Below are 15,737 nucleotides of genomic sequence, written 5' to 3'. Positions count from 1 at the left end.
CAGGAGGTTAATCATCCATCATGAATATTCATAGCCCCGGGCAGGTCCCGGGAAGAAGCCTGCAGGAAGCGGATACGCTGCTCCTGAGATTCGGCGAATTTACCCTGAAGGGCAAGAACCGCGTAAGGTTCGAGAAAGTCATCTACCGGCAGGTCCGGGAATTGGTCAAGCCTTATCCCCAGGTCAAGCTGCTGCGCGAATTCGGCCGGATCTATGTCGCGCTGAACGGCGCGCCGGCGGAGCCGCTGGCGGAAGCGCTGCGGAAGCTGTTCGGCATCGCTTCGGTCAGCCCGGTCCGAACGGCGGATTCGGAGCTTCAGGCCATCATCGAAGCGGCCCGCTCCTTCATGGAAGCCCTCGCTCCCGAACCGGGGACGACCTTCAAAGTCAACGCCCGCCGGGTCGATAAGGCATTCCCGCACGGCTCGCAGGAGCTGAACCGGCTGGTCTCCGGCCCGATTCTTCAGCAGTTCGGCCATCTGCGCGTCGATGTTCATCATCCGCAGGTGGAACTGCGGGTGGAGGTGCGGGAGAACGGCACGTACCTGTTCTGCGAGAATCTTCCGGGGGTCGGCGGCTTCCCGCTGGGGACGAACGGCAAGGCGCTGCTGCTGCTCTCGGGCGGCATCGACAGCCCGGTGGCGGGCTGGTCGGCCATGCGCCGCGGCCTCGAAGTGGAATGCGTCCACTTCTACAGCTACCCCTACACCAGCCGGGAGGCCCGGCAGAAGGTCATCGACCTGACCCGGCGCCTGTCGCGCTACGCCGGTTCGGTGACGCTTCACCTGGTGCCGTTCACGGAGGTGCAGACCGCCTTCACGGGAATTGGCCAGGACAATCTGATGGTCACTCTGATGCGCCGCGCCATGCTGCGGATTTCAACCCGGCTGGCCGAGCGGGAAGGGGCGCTTGCGCTCGTGACCGGCGAGAGTCTGGGCCAAGTGGCAAGCCAGACGCTCCCGAGCATGAATGTCATCGGAAGAGCAACGGATCTGCCGCTGCTGCGGCCTCTCGTGACGATGGACAAGAACGAGATCATTGCGCTGGCGCAGGAGATCGGAACCTACGAGACATCCATTCTTCCGTTCGAGGACTGCTGCACCCTGTTTGTGCCGAAATCCCCGACGACCAACCCGAACCTTCGGATCGTCGAGCGGATCGAAGCGACCCTTCCGGGATACGAAGAACGGCTGGCCGCCGCCGTCGGCCGGACCGAGACGCTGCGCATTACGCCGTTCGGCAAGGAGAGACCGGCCGATGAGGCCGGGGAATCCGCCATCGACGAGGCCTGGTTCTAGATTTGGCATAGCTTGTCATCGTCCCGCATACATGTTAATACATGCGAGCGCGGGAGGAATGACAATGGATTCGATCGTACTGCTGGGCGAGATTTTGATGATTAATCTGGTGCTGAGCGGGGACAATGCCATGGTAATCGCAATGGCGAGCAAAAACCTGCCGGCGGCGCACCGCAAAACCGCCGTCTGGTGGGGAGCGGCGGGCGCCGTCATTCTGCGCTGCCTGCTGACTTTCGTCGCCGTGCTGCTGCTGAAGATTCCGTATCTTCAGGCTGGCGGCGGACTGATGCTGCTGTGGATCGCGCTGAAGCTGCTGACCGAGCATGAGGACGAACTTCGCGTCAACGGCGGGTTCTCCATCTGGCGGGCTGTACGAACCATTCTGGCCGCCGACTTTGTAATGAGCCTGGACAATGTACTGGCTATTGCAGGCATCGCGGGCGGCGATCTTGCCTTGATCGTCATCGGCATTGCTCTGAGCATCCCGATTGTGGTCTGGGGCAGCGGCCTGATTGCCGATTGGCTGAACCGGATGCCGCTGCTGATCTATATCGGTTCGTTCATATTGGCGCATACTTCCGGAGACATGCTGCTGCAGGACCGGAAGCTGGGTCCGCTGCTCGTTCTGATGCTCCCCGATCTTCACAGCCTGATCCCGGCGGCGCTGGGCGGAGCGGTGGTGGCGCTGGGCGGCTGGCGGCGCATCCGCTCCCGGATGGCCTGACGGCCGGGACCCGGACGGCTGGCGTTGGCGGGACTTTTCGGCTACAATAATTGTAAATCCCGGCCGAATTCGGACACTGTTCGACGCTTGGCGCGGGAGGTACGCCTGTGCCGAAGGGATGCGTGATAAAATGTCCTCCAATCGAGATTTCAAACTGGGTGTGTTCATTGTAGCCGCCGGTTTAGTCATTCTGCTGGGCAAGTGGGGCGTGTTCGGCTTTCTGGGCCGCCATTTCTGGCCTCTGCTGCTGCTTGTGCCCGGTATTTTGCTGCATATCTGGTACTTTGGCCGAGGGGGATCACCGCTTGTTCTGGTGCCTGCCGGCATTCTGACAGTCTATGGGGTGCTGTTCGAGATCTGCGCCGTCTGGGGCTGGGATCTGATGCCTCACCTGTGGCCGCTGCTGCTTCTGGGCGTGGCTCTTGGACTGTACGAGTATGCGCTTCAGATTCCGCGTCCGCGCGGGCTGGCCGCAGGAGCCGCCGTTGCCGGCGGAATCAGCATTCTGCTGCTGTTCATCGGCATGCTCGGAGCGGCCGTTCTGTACCTGATTGGCGTTGTTCTGATCGTCGGGGGAATCTGGCTCATCGCGGGGCGGCGCCGGAAACGGTTCTTCTTCTGATTATTTCATGAAAAGACTTGCTTTTCATACGGCTTTCAAGCTACAATAGACCATATTGCGAAGCGTCGGCTCTTGCCCGGCGCTTCTTTTGTGAGACTGCCCAGAGACGATTTAAATTTGAATCGGTTATATTTGATAAATGAAAGGATTTGGATACAAGTTATGCATTCAAGAGACAAAATCCGCAACATTGCGATCATCGCGCACGTTGACCACGGCAAGACGACACTCGTCGATCAGCTGCTTCAGCAATCCGGTACTTTCCGCGAACACGAGACCGTGCAGGAACGCGCTATGGACTCGAACGATCTGGAACGGGAACGCGGCATTACGATTCTGGCGAAGAACACGGCCATTACTTATAAAGACTTCCTTATTAATATTGTGGATACTCCCGGACACGCTGACTTTGGCGGAGAAGTGGAACGCATCATGAAGATGGTCGACGGCGTTCTGCTCGTCGTCGACGCTTACGAAGGCTGCATGCCGCAGACGAAGTTCGTTCTGCGCAAGGCGCTCGAACAGAAGCTGACCCCGATTGTCGTGGTCAACAAAATCGACCGTCCGGCTGCTCGCCCGGCGGAAGTCATTGACGAAGTGCTCGATCTGTTCATCGAGCTGGAAGCAAGCGACGAACAGCTCGAATTCCCGGTTGTCTACGCTTCGGCGCTGAACGGCACTTCGAGCCTGGACCCCGAGAAGCAGGACGATAATATGCTCGCCCTCTATGAGACCATCGTCGACCACATTCCGAACCCGACGGAGAACGTCGAGGAGCCGATGCAGTTCCTCGTGACTCTGATGGACTACAATGAATATTTGGGCCGCATTGCGATCGGCCGCGTCAACCGCGGCGTGATCCGTCAGGGCCAGAGCGTAACCGTTATTCAGCGCGACGGCAAGCATAAGACGGCGCGCATCGAGAAGCTGTTCGGCTTCCAGGGCCTGAAGCGGATCGAGACCGAAGAAGCCGGCGCCGGCGATATCGTCGCCATTGCCGGGATCAAGGACATCAACATCGGCGAGACGATTGCCGATCCGGCCAACCCTGAAGCGCTGCCGGTTCTGAAGATCGACGAGCCGACCATGCAGATGACCTTCCTGGTCAACAATTCGCCGTTCGCTGGCAAGGAAGGCAAATGGGTGACTTCCCGCAAGCTGCGCGAGCGCCTGATGAAAGAGCTGGAGACCGACGTCTCCCTGCGCGTCGACGAGACGGACAGCCCGGACGCCTTCATCGTGTCCGGACGCGGCGAGCTGCATCTCGGCATTCTGATCGAGAATATGCGCCGCGAAGGCTATGAGCTTCAAGTGTCGAAGCCGGAAGTCATTGTCAAGGAGATTGACGGCCAGAAGATGGAGCCGGTGGAACGTCTCATGATTGATGTTCCGGAAGACAGCATGGGTGCGGTCATGGAGAGCCTGGGCAGCCGGAAGGCTGAAATGGTCAACATGATCAACAACGGCAACGGACAAGTCCGCCTGGAATTCCTGATCCCGGCCCGCGGCCTGATCGGCTACAACACCCACTTCCTGACGCTGACGCGCGGCTATGGCGTCATGAACCATGCATTCGACAGCTACGCGCCGCTGATCGGCGGACAAGTCGGCGGCCGCCATCAGGGCGTGCTGGTCTCCACGGAGACGGGCGTAACCACGTTCTACGGCATGATGGGCGTTGAAGACCGCGGTATCCTGTTCCTGGAACCGGGCACCGAGGTTTATGAAGGCATGATCGTCGGCGAGCATACCCGCGACAACGACATCGTGGTCAACATCTGTAAGGAGAAGGCGCTCACGAACGTCCGCTCGGCGACGAAGGACGAGACCGTCAAGCTGAAGACCCCTCTGATGTTCTCGCTGGAGCAGGCGCTGGAATATCTCAATGATGATGAATATTGCGAGATTACGCCGAAATCCGTTCGTCTGCGCAAGAAGATTCTGAACAAGAGCGAGCGCGAACGTGCGGATAAGCACCGCAAGATGGCCGAATCGAATATGTAATTCGAGGCAGAGCGAAGGCTTGAGCCCTGATCAGACAGCCTTCCGGAGTATCCGGAAGGCTGTCTTTGCCGATAAGGCTGCCAGGGGTGCAGGGTGAACGGAGCAGCAGCCCCCTTCGAATGATGCAACTTCTTCCAGGAAGAGGCGTCTAATAGATAGAGACCTAAATACAATAACAAATGAACAAGGATGGGAACCTGCTGTTATGAATGAATTTAAAGGCGGCCTGCCTCCGCGTTCCAAAGGAACGGGAAGCAGCCGGAACATGAGCCATACTAAAGCCGATCCAGCCGGAGCGCCGGGGAGATCGCCGGTATCTCCGGCACGGCCGAAATCTCCGGCCAGGTCGAAATCCGCGCCGGCGCGCAAGCGGCGCAGTCCGCTGGCCCGAACGGCCCGGGTACTGTTGTCCCTGGTGCTGGTTGCGGTTCTGATCGGTGGCGGCTATCTGGCGTACCTCTATTACAAATTGGACAACGGCGTATTCGACGCCGGGGTGGACCGTCCGGTAGCGGCCGGACAATCGGCCAAGGACAAGCCGCTCACGATGCTGATTCTCGGGACCGACAACCGGCCGAAGCATCCGTCGAACCTGACGGACGTCATTATGCTGGCGGCGTTCAACCCCGATCAGCAGGCGGCGACGATTGTCTCCCTGCCCCGCGACACAGTGGTGGAGCTGAAGGGCTACAAGCGGACCAAGATTAATGAATTCTATGCCCGGTTCAAGGGCAAGGAAGAAGAGAGCGGCCTGACGGCTGAAGACGAGATGAAGACGATGATGGGGAAATACCTCGGGGTGCCGGTCGATTACGTGACCGTACTCGATTTTCAGGGATTCCGCGACGTAGTCGACGAATTGGGCGGCGTTCATGTGAACATCAGCGCCAATATGTGCTATACCGACAGTGTGGACGGAACGGACATCAACCTGAAGAAGGGGCCCGCCAAGCTGAACGGCGACGATGCGCTCGATTACGTGCGCTACCGCAAATCCAATTGCAAGCCGAAGACGGAGGGCTCGGATGATTTTGACCGGAACCGCCGCCAGAATGAAGTGCTGCACGGGTTGATCGACCGGATGCAATCGCTTGGAGGAATCGTGAAGATCGGCGGCGTGATCGATGCGGTCGGGGGCAATATGAAGACGGATCTGGAGAAAGAGCAGATCAAGAATATGGTCTCGGCCTACTGGCGAATCAACAAGGAGAAGGTCGAGTTCAAACCGGTAACGGGAACCTGGCGCAGCCCGTATGTATATATTAATGAAGAAGAACTTCAGGAGGCGAGCAGAGCGCTCCAGGCCCGGCTTGCCGGGTCCTCCGGGTCCTGACGAATGTCCGCGTCAGGCGGACAAATTGATGCGGTGAACAATGCGGTGAACGAAGGATAAATTGAACGAAAGTTTTGTCCTATGCTATAATACAATCAACTATAAGCACCTAACCGCAAGAGGGGGCCAGCCGTATGAACGAAGCTCTTCCTTGTCTCGCCGAACCGCTGGTTGAACGGCTCCGGAACGAAACCTACTGCCTGCTGAACACGGTGGATGCCGAGAGCGGCGGACCGACCTGCACGGCGGTATCCTGGGTCTACGCTGTGGATGCCGGTACGCTTCGGCTGGCGATCGACCACCGTTCCAGACTGGTTCGCAACATGAAGGTTAATCCTCTGGTGAATCTTACGATCTTTGCCGAAGAAGCCGTCCATGCGGTCAGCGGACGTGCCGCCGTGCGGCAGGAGCCGCTGGAAGGCGTTCCGTTCAGCATGTGCTGCTTCGATGTGCAGGTGGAAGCGGTGCGCAATGCGCTCTTCTACGGTGCGAAGCTGGATGCTGCGCCGACTTATGTGAAGACCTACGACCGCCGGGCTTCCGAGAAGCTGGACGGACAAGTGTTTGATGCGATGAAAAAAGCCTAGTGAGACGCTGCTCACCAGGCTTTTTTGCTACCTGCCTGCGCCGCTTCCGGGAGCGGCGGGGTTCGCCGAAGGCCCCGCTGAAGCCGGCGGTTCAGCCGGATGGGTATCCTCGGGCGCCTGCGGAATGATCCGGCCAATGATATCCGCCATCTCGGTGGCGAAGCCTTCAATCGGACGGCCTGCCCGGAAATGGCGGCCGAGCTCGGCGATCCGGTGCGAGAGATCCATATCGGCGGTGACGAGAGCGTTCGCGCCGCGGGCATCCTGGCGCAGGGCTTCGGCGACCGCGTACTTTACAGTTCCGACCCGGGACCGGCTGAGTGAGCCGTCGACATCCAGGCCGACGATCGCGGTATCCCCCATTACGACGCAGTGAGCATCCTCGACGCCGGGTACCCGGCGGGCGAGACGCTCGAGGTGATCCTTGAGTTCGAGTTCGTCTCCAGTGGACATTTGACTTTCTTCCGAGCGGTTATCCGCCCCGTTGGATTCCGGCGGAAGCGAGCCGCCGGCAGAGCCCGGAGCCGCCCCGCCCTCTTGGGACAGCGGGTTCACCCGGGCATCCCGCTCCGACAGAGCGGAGGGATTATCCTGAGGAGAGGGTGATGAGTCTTTCCGAGCCATATGACCGCAGCTTGTCAGCAGCATTAAGGCCAGCAACAGACCGATTGACTTTCTCATAAGATGCATGCTCCTTTGTCGCTAGGAATGGTGGCTGTTCCGTTAGTCTGGCCGCCGGCGGCGGGAGTTATGTATCTTCCGGGACCAAACCAGGCGCTGTGGAGGGGATAATATGAGCAAAATCTTTGTACTGGATACGAATGTGCTGCTGCATGATCCGAATTCGATCTTTGCATTCAAAGAGAACGAAGTGATTATTCCCGCTGTCGTATTGGAAGAGATTGACTCCAAGAAACGCAACGCCGATGAAATCGGCCGCAACGCCCGGACCGTCTCGCGTCTGCTCGACGGTCTCCGCGAACTGGGGCATCTGCACAGCGGCGTGAAGCTGGAACACGGAGGAACGCTCAAGGTGGAGCTTAACCACCGCAGCTTCGTCCGGGTTCAGGAGATGTTCGGCGAGGTATCCAACGATAACCGCATTCTGGCGGTGGCGCTCAATTATTTGCAGGAAGAGAACGAGAAGCCGGAGCCCCGGCCGGTCGTTCTGGTCAGCAAGGATGTGCTGGTGCGCATCAAGGCCGATGTGCTGGGCGTCACTCCGGAAGATTATTTGTCGGACCGGACGGGCGACCTGAACGAGCTGTATGCCGGCTATCAATCGGTTCCCGTTCATCCGTCGCTGATTGATGAGTATTACAGCAACCGCCAGCTTCCGGTCAAGAGACTTCCGCTGAGCTTTGATCTCTATCCGCACGAGTTCATTATTCTGAAAGACGAGATCGGCAGCGGCAAGTCCGCGCTGCTGAAGGTGAACCACAATGCCACGCTGGTGGAGCCGCTGTATCTCGGCAATGATTCCGTCTGGGGGATCAGCGCGCGCAACGCCCAGCAGCGGATGGCGCTGGAGCTCTTGCTGAACGACGAGATTCCCCTCGTGACCATAACGGGCAAGGCGGGAACGGGCAAGACGCTGCTGGCGCTGGCGGCCGGATTGTTCAAAGTGGAGGATGAGCATAAATACAAGAAGCTGCTGATTGCCCGGCCGGTGGTCCCGATGGGCAAGGATATCGGCTATCTGCCGGGTGAGAAGGATGAGAAGCTGCGCCCGTGGATGCAGCCGATCTACGATAACCTCGAATTTCTGTTCGACACGAAGAAAGCCGGCGACATCGACAAAATCCTGATGGGCCTCGGCAGCATTCAGGTAGAGGCGCTGACGTATATCCGGGGCCGTTCCATCCCGGGGCAGTTCATCATCATCGACGAAGCGCAGAATCTCTCGCGGCATGAAGTCAAGACCATTGTCTCCCGGGCCGGAGAAGGTTCCAAGGTTATCCTGATGGGAGACCCGGAGCAGATTGACCATCCGTATCTGGATGCGGCGAGCAACGGACTGAGCTACATTGTCGAGAAGTTCAAGCAGCAGGGCATCAGCGGACATATTACACTGGAGAAGGGCGAACGCTCCAAGCTGGCGCAGCTGGCCGCCGATTTGCTGTAGCCGTTGGTTCCACCAGACCTCTTCTCGTTCAGAAGAGCGGCTCCCTCGCGGAGCCGTTCTTCTTGCTTGAATTCGGACTGCGCGGAGGAAGGCGGCGAGGGTACTGGCCCGAACTTGCCGGCAAGGATTCGGGAAGCGCTGTCATCTAAAGGCAGACAAAGCGAGAGCCGGTCTGGTAAAATAGAACAATGCTGTGTTTGTGTGAGAGCTTGAGAGAGGAAGGGTTCCATCCATGCTGAGACGCAAAAATTATTGGCTGCTGTTCGCCGTGCTGCTGCTGTCGCTGACCAGTCTGTCGCCCGGCATGGAGCTTCCGAGCGAGGAGGGAGGCCCGGAACCGGACCGGCCGCGGGAAGAGAACCCCGGCCGCGAGGCCGACCGGCCGGAAGGCGGAGGACTGCTGCGGATCTCGCTGTCCTTGAACGAGAACGAGTTCGCTCTCATGAAGGAGCTCTGCCGGCAGTACACGCAGGATACCGGCGTCGCCGTTGAGCTGGGCAACCGGAACGGAGAAGAGGAAGACCGCGGGGAATTGCTGCGGGAATTGACCATCGGTGACAACCCTGACATCCTGATGGCCGACGCCCGCGATATTCGCGGTCTGGCGGAGAGCGGATATTTGCTGCCGGTCGATTTATACCAGCATACCCAAGGGGGGGCTCCGCTTAATCTGCTTCTTCCGCTTCTGCAATGGAACGGCTATAACTGGGGCGTCCCGCTGGATGTGGATCCGTATGTTCTTGCTTACTCGCGGGAAGCGCTGAGCGAATACGGACTGAGCGGGCTTCCGGACTCGCTGGAAGAATGGAGCCGGCTGTCCGGCGGAATGAAAGGACAGGCCGGGCGTTATGTGCTGGCGCTGAGTTCCGCCGAACCGTATGGGCTGGCTTCCTTTCTTGCCCATTATCAGGGGAACGGACAGGCACTTGAATGGATTGCCAAGTCGCGAGGCAGTTTCTATCTGACCTCGCAGACGGATGAAGCGCTGTGGCAGAAGCTGCGGCGGGGGGAAGTGGGCGCGGCAGCAGTGCCGCTGTCAGAATCCCGCGGAAGCGGGCTGGAACTGCAAGTTCCGCTGACGTCTTCCGGCACCGTTCCGCTCGACATCCTGAAGGTGAGAGTCTTCCTGCTCTCCGCCCAGTCGAGAGAGCCTGAGACCGCTGCCCAATGGATGGCATATGTGACCTCTGCGGTATCCCAGAACCGGTGGCTGGCCGATACGGGAAGAATGCCCGCAGCGGATGAATGGTACCGGAATTACGGCATGGACCGCATCGTCAAGCCCCGGTGGATGCTGACAGAAGCGGCCGTACCGGGCGGTCGGAGCGGCGATATGAACTGGGCGGCGGCTGCGGATGCGGCACAAGGGCTGTTGACCGGACGCTTCGGAGCCGAAGCTTACCGGGAAGCCCTGTCGGCAGAGACTTCCGCTCCGGTATCCCCGGCCCTATAGATGGATGCTGAGCTTCACGTGCATGACGCCCTCGTCCATCTCAAGCTTGGTGGCGCGAAGGAAAGAGACGATTTTGGAAGGATAGAACCCAAGGTCGAAGTCATTCTCCAAATCCCGCCTTGTGCTCTCCGGCAATTCCAGACCGTTGAAGACAATCCGGTCCACATGGAAGATCAGCGCGTTCTCGGGTTCATCCTGGAGGGTGTAATGGCCTTCCAGCGTAAGCTCCAAATTACCGTCTGTGCCGCTGGCAATCAGCTTCCCGTCGCGGAAGGCAAAGTTCAACCCCTGGAACATTGGATTCTGCTCATGCAGGAATTCATTGAGGTCGTCCTCCGTCAGATTGAGGTCATAGACAAGTCCGCGGCGAACCAGCGCCCCGTCCCGGGATTGCAGAAAATCGGGCAGCTTCTTCATCGCCGAAGACAGCGCCTTGAAATAGGTCCGAATCTCGCGCACGCCGACATTGTTCCAATACATTTCAAATTCCTTCAGCAGTTTATTCATCTGAGCCGGATCGGCGCTTCCGGCGACACCGGCGTCGATCTCCCGATTCAGCGCCGCAATCCGCTCCCGCTGGGCGGACAGCTGTTCCCGCGCTTCCGCAAGCTCCCGCTCCGCCTTCTCCGCCGCCCGAAGGGTGCGGCTCAAATCTTCGTACTCCTGCTCATATCGGGCTAGAATCTCCTGATCCCTTCCGGCAATCCATTCATAATAATCCATAAGAGCCAGCCAGCGGCCAAGACTCTTGGCGCTGAGAAAAGCCATCAGCAGTCCGTCCCGGTCTCCGGTATAGTAGGCGCGCAGAACGGCGCCCGCCTGTTCCCGCTGCACGGCAATCGACTGTTCTTTCTTGTCGGCTTGCTGATGAAGCTCCCGGGTTCTGGACTCGAGCTTCTTCCGTTCTGCATCGATTCGCGCGATTTCTTTGTCCAGCTCCGCCGCCGAGAGGGTCTGCTGCAGCAGATCTTTCGTAGCTTTGTCGGAGGATTGGAACGAGGATGAATCCGCCTGCGGGCGCGGCGCTTCCGCGCCCGCCGAAGGTTCGGCAGAGAGCGCCGGTCCGGGCTGCGCGGTGAGCAGCGATGCCAGCAGTGCTATGGCTAAGATTCGAACCTTATATCCTTTTGAGTAAGTCACCCGATCGCCTCCACGCTTATGCTCCGTAAGTCTTCAATCCTTCGATACCAGTTTATGACGGCCTGTCTGTTATTAGGATACCCGTTATCGCGCCGTGTGCCATACCAAAGAAGACTCCGCAGGGCGGAGCCTCGAGACGCAATGAATTTATTATAGCGTATGAGGTCCGGTTAAAGTGGAAATACAAATAAGTATCAAATAGATTCTATGAACTCGTTGAGAGGCATAGGAATGAGTATGCCGCTTTTATCCTTATTCGCCTGCCGGTCCCGCCGGCCGGGAAGACGGTGATTTTAAAGATGTCGTTAGGAGGGTTAGGCTTTATGACAGCCGTTAGACAAGATGCATGGAGCACGGAAGACGATTTGACCCTGGCCGAGATTACCCTGCGCCATATCCGGGAAGGGAGCACCCAGCTTGCCGCTTTTGAAGAAGTGGGGGAGAAGATCGGCAGAACCTCCGCTGCCTGCGGATTCCGCTGGAACAGCTGTGTCCGCAAAAACTATGAGGAAGCGATCGGGCTGGCGAAGAGCCAGCGCCAGAAGAAGAGCCAGCTCAAGAAACAGACGCCGGTCCGGGGCGCGCAGGTGGCGGGGTTCGAGTACGGAGAAGAGAGCGAAGAGTATGGACGGGGAACGGGATTCGGCGAAAGCTCGCTGTCGATCGACGCGGTCATCCGCTTTTTGAGACAATGGAAGGGCACCTACAATGAGACGGGAAGGCAGCTCAAGATGCTGGAACGGGATTTGCGGGACAAGGAAGAAGAACTGGCCGACCTGAAGAGGGAGAACGAACGGCTCTCCAAGGAAGTCCATTCCGCGCAGAGCGACTACCGGGTGGTGAACGACGATTACAAAGCGCTGATTCAGATTATGGACCGGGCGCGAAGGCTCGCTTTTCTAAGCGAGGAGGACGAAGAATTAAAGACGCGTTTCAAAATGGATGCGAACGGCAACCTGGAGCGGATCGATTGAAGCATTGTTCGGTCTCCGCTGTTCCCTATAGAAATCCCGCCTGCGGTTTAATTCGCAAGAAGGCGGGATTTGCTTTGTCTTCGGCCGCGAATATACTGGAGAAAAGGCGGGTGAGAGGATGAGAATCGATATTGTTGGCGCGGGATCGCTCGGTAAGCTCTTTGCCGCCAGACTGGCGGCATCGGGAACCGAAGTCCGGCTCTGGTGCCGGACCCGGGAGCAGAGCGACACGCTGAACCGGGATGGACTTCTGCTGTACGAGCCGGGGCGTTCGGAACCGATTCGGCTGGATGGCGGCCGCTTGCGGGCTTACCCGATGGAAGAGTTTGCGGCCCGGTTATCCGGCGGGAGTCCGGATTGGATTCTGCTTGCCGTCAAGCAGAATGTGCTGCACCGGGATTTGGCAGAACCGCTCTCGCAGCTTCGCGGGAACGGCGTCCGGGTTGTCTGCCTCCAGAACGGAGGGGGGCATTTAGCGATGCTGCGGGAACGCCTTCCCGATGCCCGCCTGTATGCCGCGGTCACGACGGAGGGAGCAACGGGCCGGAGCCTTCGGGAAGTAACCCATGCCGGGAAAGGAGAAACGTGGATCGGCGAATATGACGGGGGGAGCGGGGCCGACCATTCCGAGGATGCTATTCCGCTGCAAAAGGTGCTGGAAGCAGCAGGATTTACCACAGGGCTGTCGAATGAAGTGGATACCCTGATCTACCGGAAAATGCTGGTGAATGCCGTAATCAACCCGCTTACCGCCATTTGGCGGGTGCGGAACGGAGAACTGCTGGATTCGGAGGCCCGGCTGGACGCCATGCGTCTCCTTTGCGATGAATCCGTGCGGATTCTGGCTTCTTGCGGAATCGACGCCGGCAACGACGCCTGGGAACGAATTGTAGCCGTGTGCCGCTCTACTTCGGACAATACCTCTTCCATGCTGGCCGATGTGCTGGCCGGAAGGGAGACCGAGGTCCGGTGGATCAACGGCCATCTGGCCGCACTGGCAGAATCGTCGGGAACGGAAGCGCCGCTTAACCGGATGGCGACCCGGCTGGTGGAAGGGATGATTGCAAAGGAGAGGTGAACCGGCGTGGAGTTTGTCCGCAATTCTCTTGGTGTCCTCAGTGTTCTGCCCATACTGCCGTTCGTTCTGGTCTACGGAATCGGCAGGTTCATGAAGCTGGACAAGAGGCGCTGTCTGTTCCTGGCCATGGATGTGACAACCGTGTTCCTGCTGCTGTCCGTATCGGCGCTGTTCAACAATATCTTCGACTCGCGCTTCGGGTTCTTCCTGATTCTTCTGATCGTGCTGATCGGGGCGGGGCTGATCGGCGGCGCCCAGAACCGGCTGAAAGGGCAGATTGACGGCAAAAGACTGTTCCGAGCGGTATGGCGGCTCAGCTTTATGCTGATGGGAGCAGGGTATGTGCTCTTCATGGTAGTTGGCATGATCAAATACATATCACAGACCATGTAAGGTTTATATGGCGCACTAAAGCAATGACGTCAAGTTTAAGCGGGGTTTTTATAAAAAAAATTTCTTTCTGAAAACATAGCTATAGATTTTTTTGACCACTGGTTGTATAATCATAAACCATATACCACATTCTAATTAGGGGGAACTGCTAGATGAAGAAGAGTAAAAGTCTTTTGCTCCTGTTCGCGCTCGTTCTTGTCATCGGAACGGTGCTCGCGGGATGCGGCAGCAACAACAATGGCAACAAATCTGCCACGAACGAAGGCGCTGCTGCCTCTAAGGCTCCATCCGCTTCGGCTTCTGCCACGGACAGCGGAGCTGCATCGGATGAGAAACTGGCTTCCGACCAGACACTCAAGATTAACCTAAGTTCGGAGCCGCCAACTTTCGATCCTGCTCTTGCTCAAGACAGCACGGCCAACACCGTTCTGAAGACGATGTATGAAGGCTTGACCCGCATGAACGACGAGACGGGCCAGGCTGAGCAGGGCATCGCAGAGAAATGGGATGTTTCGTCCGACGGTCTGGTATATACGTTCCACCTTCGCGACGCGAAATGGAGCAACGGCGATCCAGTCGTAGCCGGCGATTTCGTCCGCGCCTGGAAACGGGTTCTGAACCCTGCCGCTGCCGACCCGGCCCCTTATGCTTATCAGCTGTACTACCTGAAGAATGCTCAAGAGTACTACGAGAAGAAAGTCACCGACTTCAACCAGGTTGGCGTCAAGGCAGTTGACGACAAGACGCTGGAAGTAACCCTGAAGGCGCCTACGCCTTACTTCCTGGGACTTCTGAGCTTCTATACGTACTATCCGGTTCATAAGTCCGTTGAAGGCAACGAGAAATGGGCAACGAACAAGGATACGATGATTGTCAATGGTCCGTTTACGCTGAGCAACTGGGTAACCGGCCAGTCTCTGGCTGTAACCAAGAACGACAACTACTGGGATAAAGATTCCATTAAACTTAACAAGATCGAATTCTCCCTCGTGAACAGCGCAGCTACCGAGCTGCAGGCTTACGAGAGCGGGCAGCTTGACCGCGCAGGCGGCCCGAACGGCGAAATTCCGACCGAACAGCTTCCGATCGTAGAGAAGAAGTATCCGGAAGAATTCAACCGTAAAGGGATTGCCAGCGTCTACTACTACGAATTCAATGTCAAAGAGAAGCCATTCAACAATGCCAAGATCCGTAAGGCGCTTGCTATGGCGATCGATCGTCAGACACTGATCGACAAGGTAACGCTGGGCGGACAGCTTCCGGCTTACGGTTATGTACCTCCGGGTATCGCCGGCGCTGACGGCGAATACCGTACGGCTGTGAAAGACGACTTCTTCAAAGAAGACGTTGAACAGGCGAAGGCTCTGCTTGCCGAAGGTCTGAAAGAAGAAGGTCTGACTTCCCTGCCAGCCTTCACGCTCTCCTATAACACAAGCGAAGGCCACAAGAAGATTGCCCTGGCCATCGGCGACATGTGGAAGAAGAACCTGGGCGTTGAAGTGAAGCTGGAGAACCAGGAGTGGGCGGTATTCATCGAGAACCGTCAGCATCTGCAGTATCAGGTTGCCCGTGCAGGCTGGACGGCTGACTATAATGATCCGATGACGTTCCTGGATATGTGGGTAACTGGCGGCGGTAACAACGACACCGGTTATGCTAACCCTGCTTACGACAAGCTGATCCAGGAAGCTAAATCGACTTCCGATCTGGCTGTTCGCCAGGAGAAGTTCGCCGAAGCCGAGAAGATGATTATCCAGGACGATATGATTCTGATTCCGCTGTACTACTACACCAACAACTCCCTCACGAAGCCTTATGTGAAGGGCGCAACGCTTGACTTCAGCGGTGCCCTTGACCTGACTCGCGCTTACCTGCTCGAGCACTAAGATCGAACGGAACTGAATAGAAGATCACTGAAGGAACACTGTAACTTCGGGATATATATGTGGGTCTCCATATATATCCCTTTTTTTTGTATGTCCGCCTCTTTGTCAAACGTTTATCAC

General features: G+C 57.8%; 14 protein-coding genes. 12 read left to right on the top strand and 2 right to left on the bottom strand.

Features of this window, described 5'->3' with window-relative positions; all coding sequences use genetic code 11:
- Positions 1–20 precede the first annotated feature (20 nt).
- The 6 genes from thiI to RBI05_RS04650 all read left to right on the top strand — a co-directional run bounded on the left by thiI (position 21) and on the right by RBI05_RS04650 (position 6,568).
- On the top strand, positions 21–1,298 hold the full coding sequence (gene thiI / locus RBI05_RS04675; RefSeq protein WP_310550264.1) for a tRNA uracil 4-sulfurtransferase ThiI: 1,278 nt from the start codon (positions 21–23) through the stop codon (positions 1,296–1,298).
- Positions 1,299–1,362: 64 nt separating this feature from the next.
- Entirely contained in the window at positions 1,363–2,022 is a 660-nt protein-coding gene (locus RBI05_RS04670) for a TerC family protein (RefSeq protein WP_310550263.1), read from the top strand.
- Positions 2,023–2,152: 130 nt separating this feature from the next.
- A complete protein-coding gene (locus tag RBI05_RS04665) occupies positions 2,153–2,644 on the top strand; it encodes a hypothetical protein (protein ID WP_310550262.1) in 492 nt (163 codons plus the stop codon).
- Between the two features lie 162 nt (positions 2,645–2,806).
- On the top strand, positions 2,807–4,648 hold the full coding sequence (gene typA, locus RBI05_RS04660; RefSeq protein ID WP_310550261.1) for a translational GTPase TypA: 1,842 nt from the start codon (positions 2,807–2,809) through the stop codon (positions 4,646–4,648).
- A 265-nt stretch (positions 4,649–4,913) separates the two neighbouring features.
- Entirely contained in the window at positions 4,914–5,981 is a 1,068-nt protein-coding gene (locus RBI05_RS04655) for an LCP family protein (RefSeq protein WP_408638305.1), read from the top strand.
- Positions 5,982–6,115: 134 nt separating this feature from the next.
- Positions 6,116–6,568, top strand: coding sequence for a pyridoxamine 5'-phosphate oxidase family protein (locus RBI05_RS04650; protein WP_150456912.1), 453 nt, complete (start codon positions 6,116–6,118; stop codon positions 6,566–6,568).
- A gap of 27 nt (positions 6,569–6,595) precedes the next feature.
- On the opposite strand, the gene RBI05_RS04645 is transcribed toward RBI05_RS04650, so the two are convergent.
- A complete protein-coding gene (locus tag RBI05_RS04645; RefSeq protein WP_310550260.1) occupies positions 6,596–7,249 on the bottom strand; it encodes a YhcN/YlaJ family sporulation lipoprotein in 654 nt (217 codons plus the stop codon).
- Positions 7,250–7,361: 112 nt separating this feature from the next.
- Between RBI05_RS04645 and RBI05_RS04640 the strand changes: the two genes are divergently transcribed.
- Both RBI05_RS04640 and RBI05_RS04635 read left to right on the top strand, forming a co-directional pair.
- Complete coding sequence (locus tag RBI05_RS04640) at positions 7,362–8,693, top strand: PhoH family protein (RefSeq protein ID WP_310550259.1); 1,332 nt, start codon at positions 7,362–7,364, stop codon at positions 8,691–8,693.
- 232 nt (positions 8,694–8,925) lie between these two features.
- Complete coding sequence (locus tag RBI05_RS04635; RefSeq protein WP_150456909.1) at positions 8,926–10,146, top strand: extracellular solute-binding protein; 1,221 nt, start codon at positions 8,926–8,928, stop codon at positions 10,144–10,146.
- Here RBI05_RS04635 and RBI05_RS04630 read toward each other — a convergent pair.
- On the bottom strand, positions 10,141–11,286 hold the full coding sequence (locus RBI05_RS04630) for a coiled-coil domain-containing protein (protein WP_150456908.1): 1,146 nt from the start codon (positions 11,284–11,286) through the stop codon (positions 10,141–10,143). The two genes, RBI05_RS04635 and RBI05_RS04630, sit on opposite strands and share 6 nt — an antisense overlap.
- Before the next feature lie 323 nt (positions 11,287–11,609).
- On the opposite strand from RBI05_RS04630, the gene RBI05_RS04625 reads away from it, so the two are divergent.
- The 4 genes from RBI05_RS04625 (at position 11,610) to RBI05_RS04610 (ending at position 15,617) form a co-directional block, all read left to right on the top strand.
- Positions 11,610–12,260: an RsfA family transcriptional regulator gene (locus RBI05_RS04625; RefSeq protein ID WP_150456907.1), complete on the top strand. Its 651-nt coding sequence runs from the start codon at positions 11,610–11,612 to the stop codon at positions 12,258–12,260.
- 118 nt (positions 12,261–12,378) lie between these two features.
- Positions 12,379–13,338, top strand: a complete 960-nt coding sequence (locus tag RBI05_RS04620; RefSeq protein ID WP_310550258.1) for a ketopantoate reductase family protein — start codon at positions 12,379–12,381, stop codon at positions 13,336–13,338.
- A gap of 6 nt (positions 13,339–13,344) precedes the next feature.
- Positions 13,345–13,731, top strand: coding sequence for a DUF3397 domain-containing protein (locus RBI05_RS04615; RefSeq protein WP_310550257.1), 387 nt, complete (start codon positions 13,345–13,347; stop codon positions 13,729–13,731).
- Positions 13,732–13,883: 152 nt separating this feature from the next.
- Positions 13,884–15,617 (top strand): peptide ABC transporter substrate-binding protein, encoded by a 1,734-nt coding sequence (locus RBI05_RS04610; RefSeq protein WP_310550256.1) that lies wholly within the window; start codon positions 13,884–13,886, stop codon positions 15,615–15,617.
- The last annotated feature ends 120 nt before the right edge of the window (positions 15,618–15,737 follow it).

Source organism: Paenibacillus glufosinatiresistens (assembly GCF_031470375.1).
In the GTDB taxonomy this organism is placed as follows: Bacteria; Bacillota; Bacilli; order Paenibacillales; family Paenibacillaceae; genus Paenibacillus_AQ; species Paenibacillus_AQ glufosinatiresistens.
The sequence above is the reverse complement of the archived record's forward strand: the minus strand, read 5'-3'. Positions and strand labels throughout refer to the sequence as shown.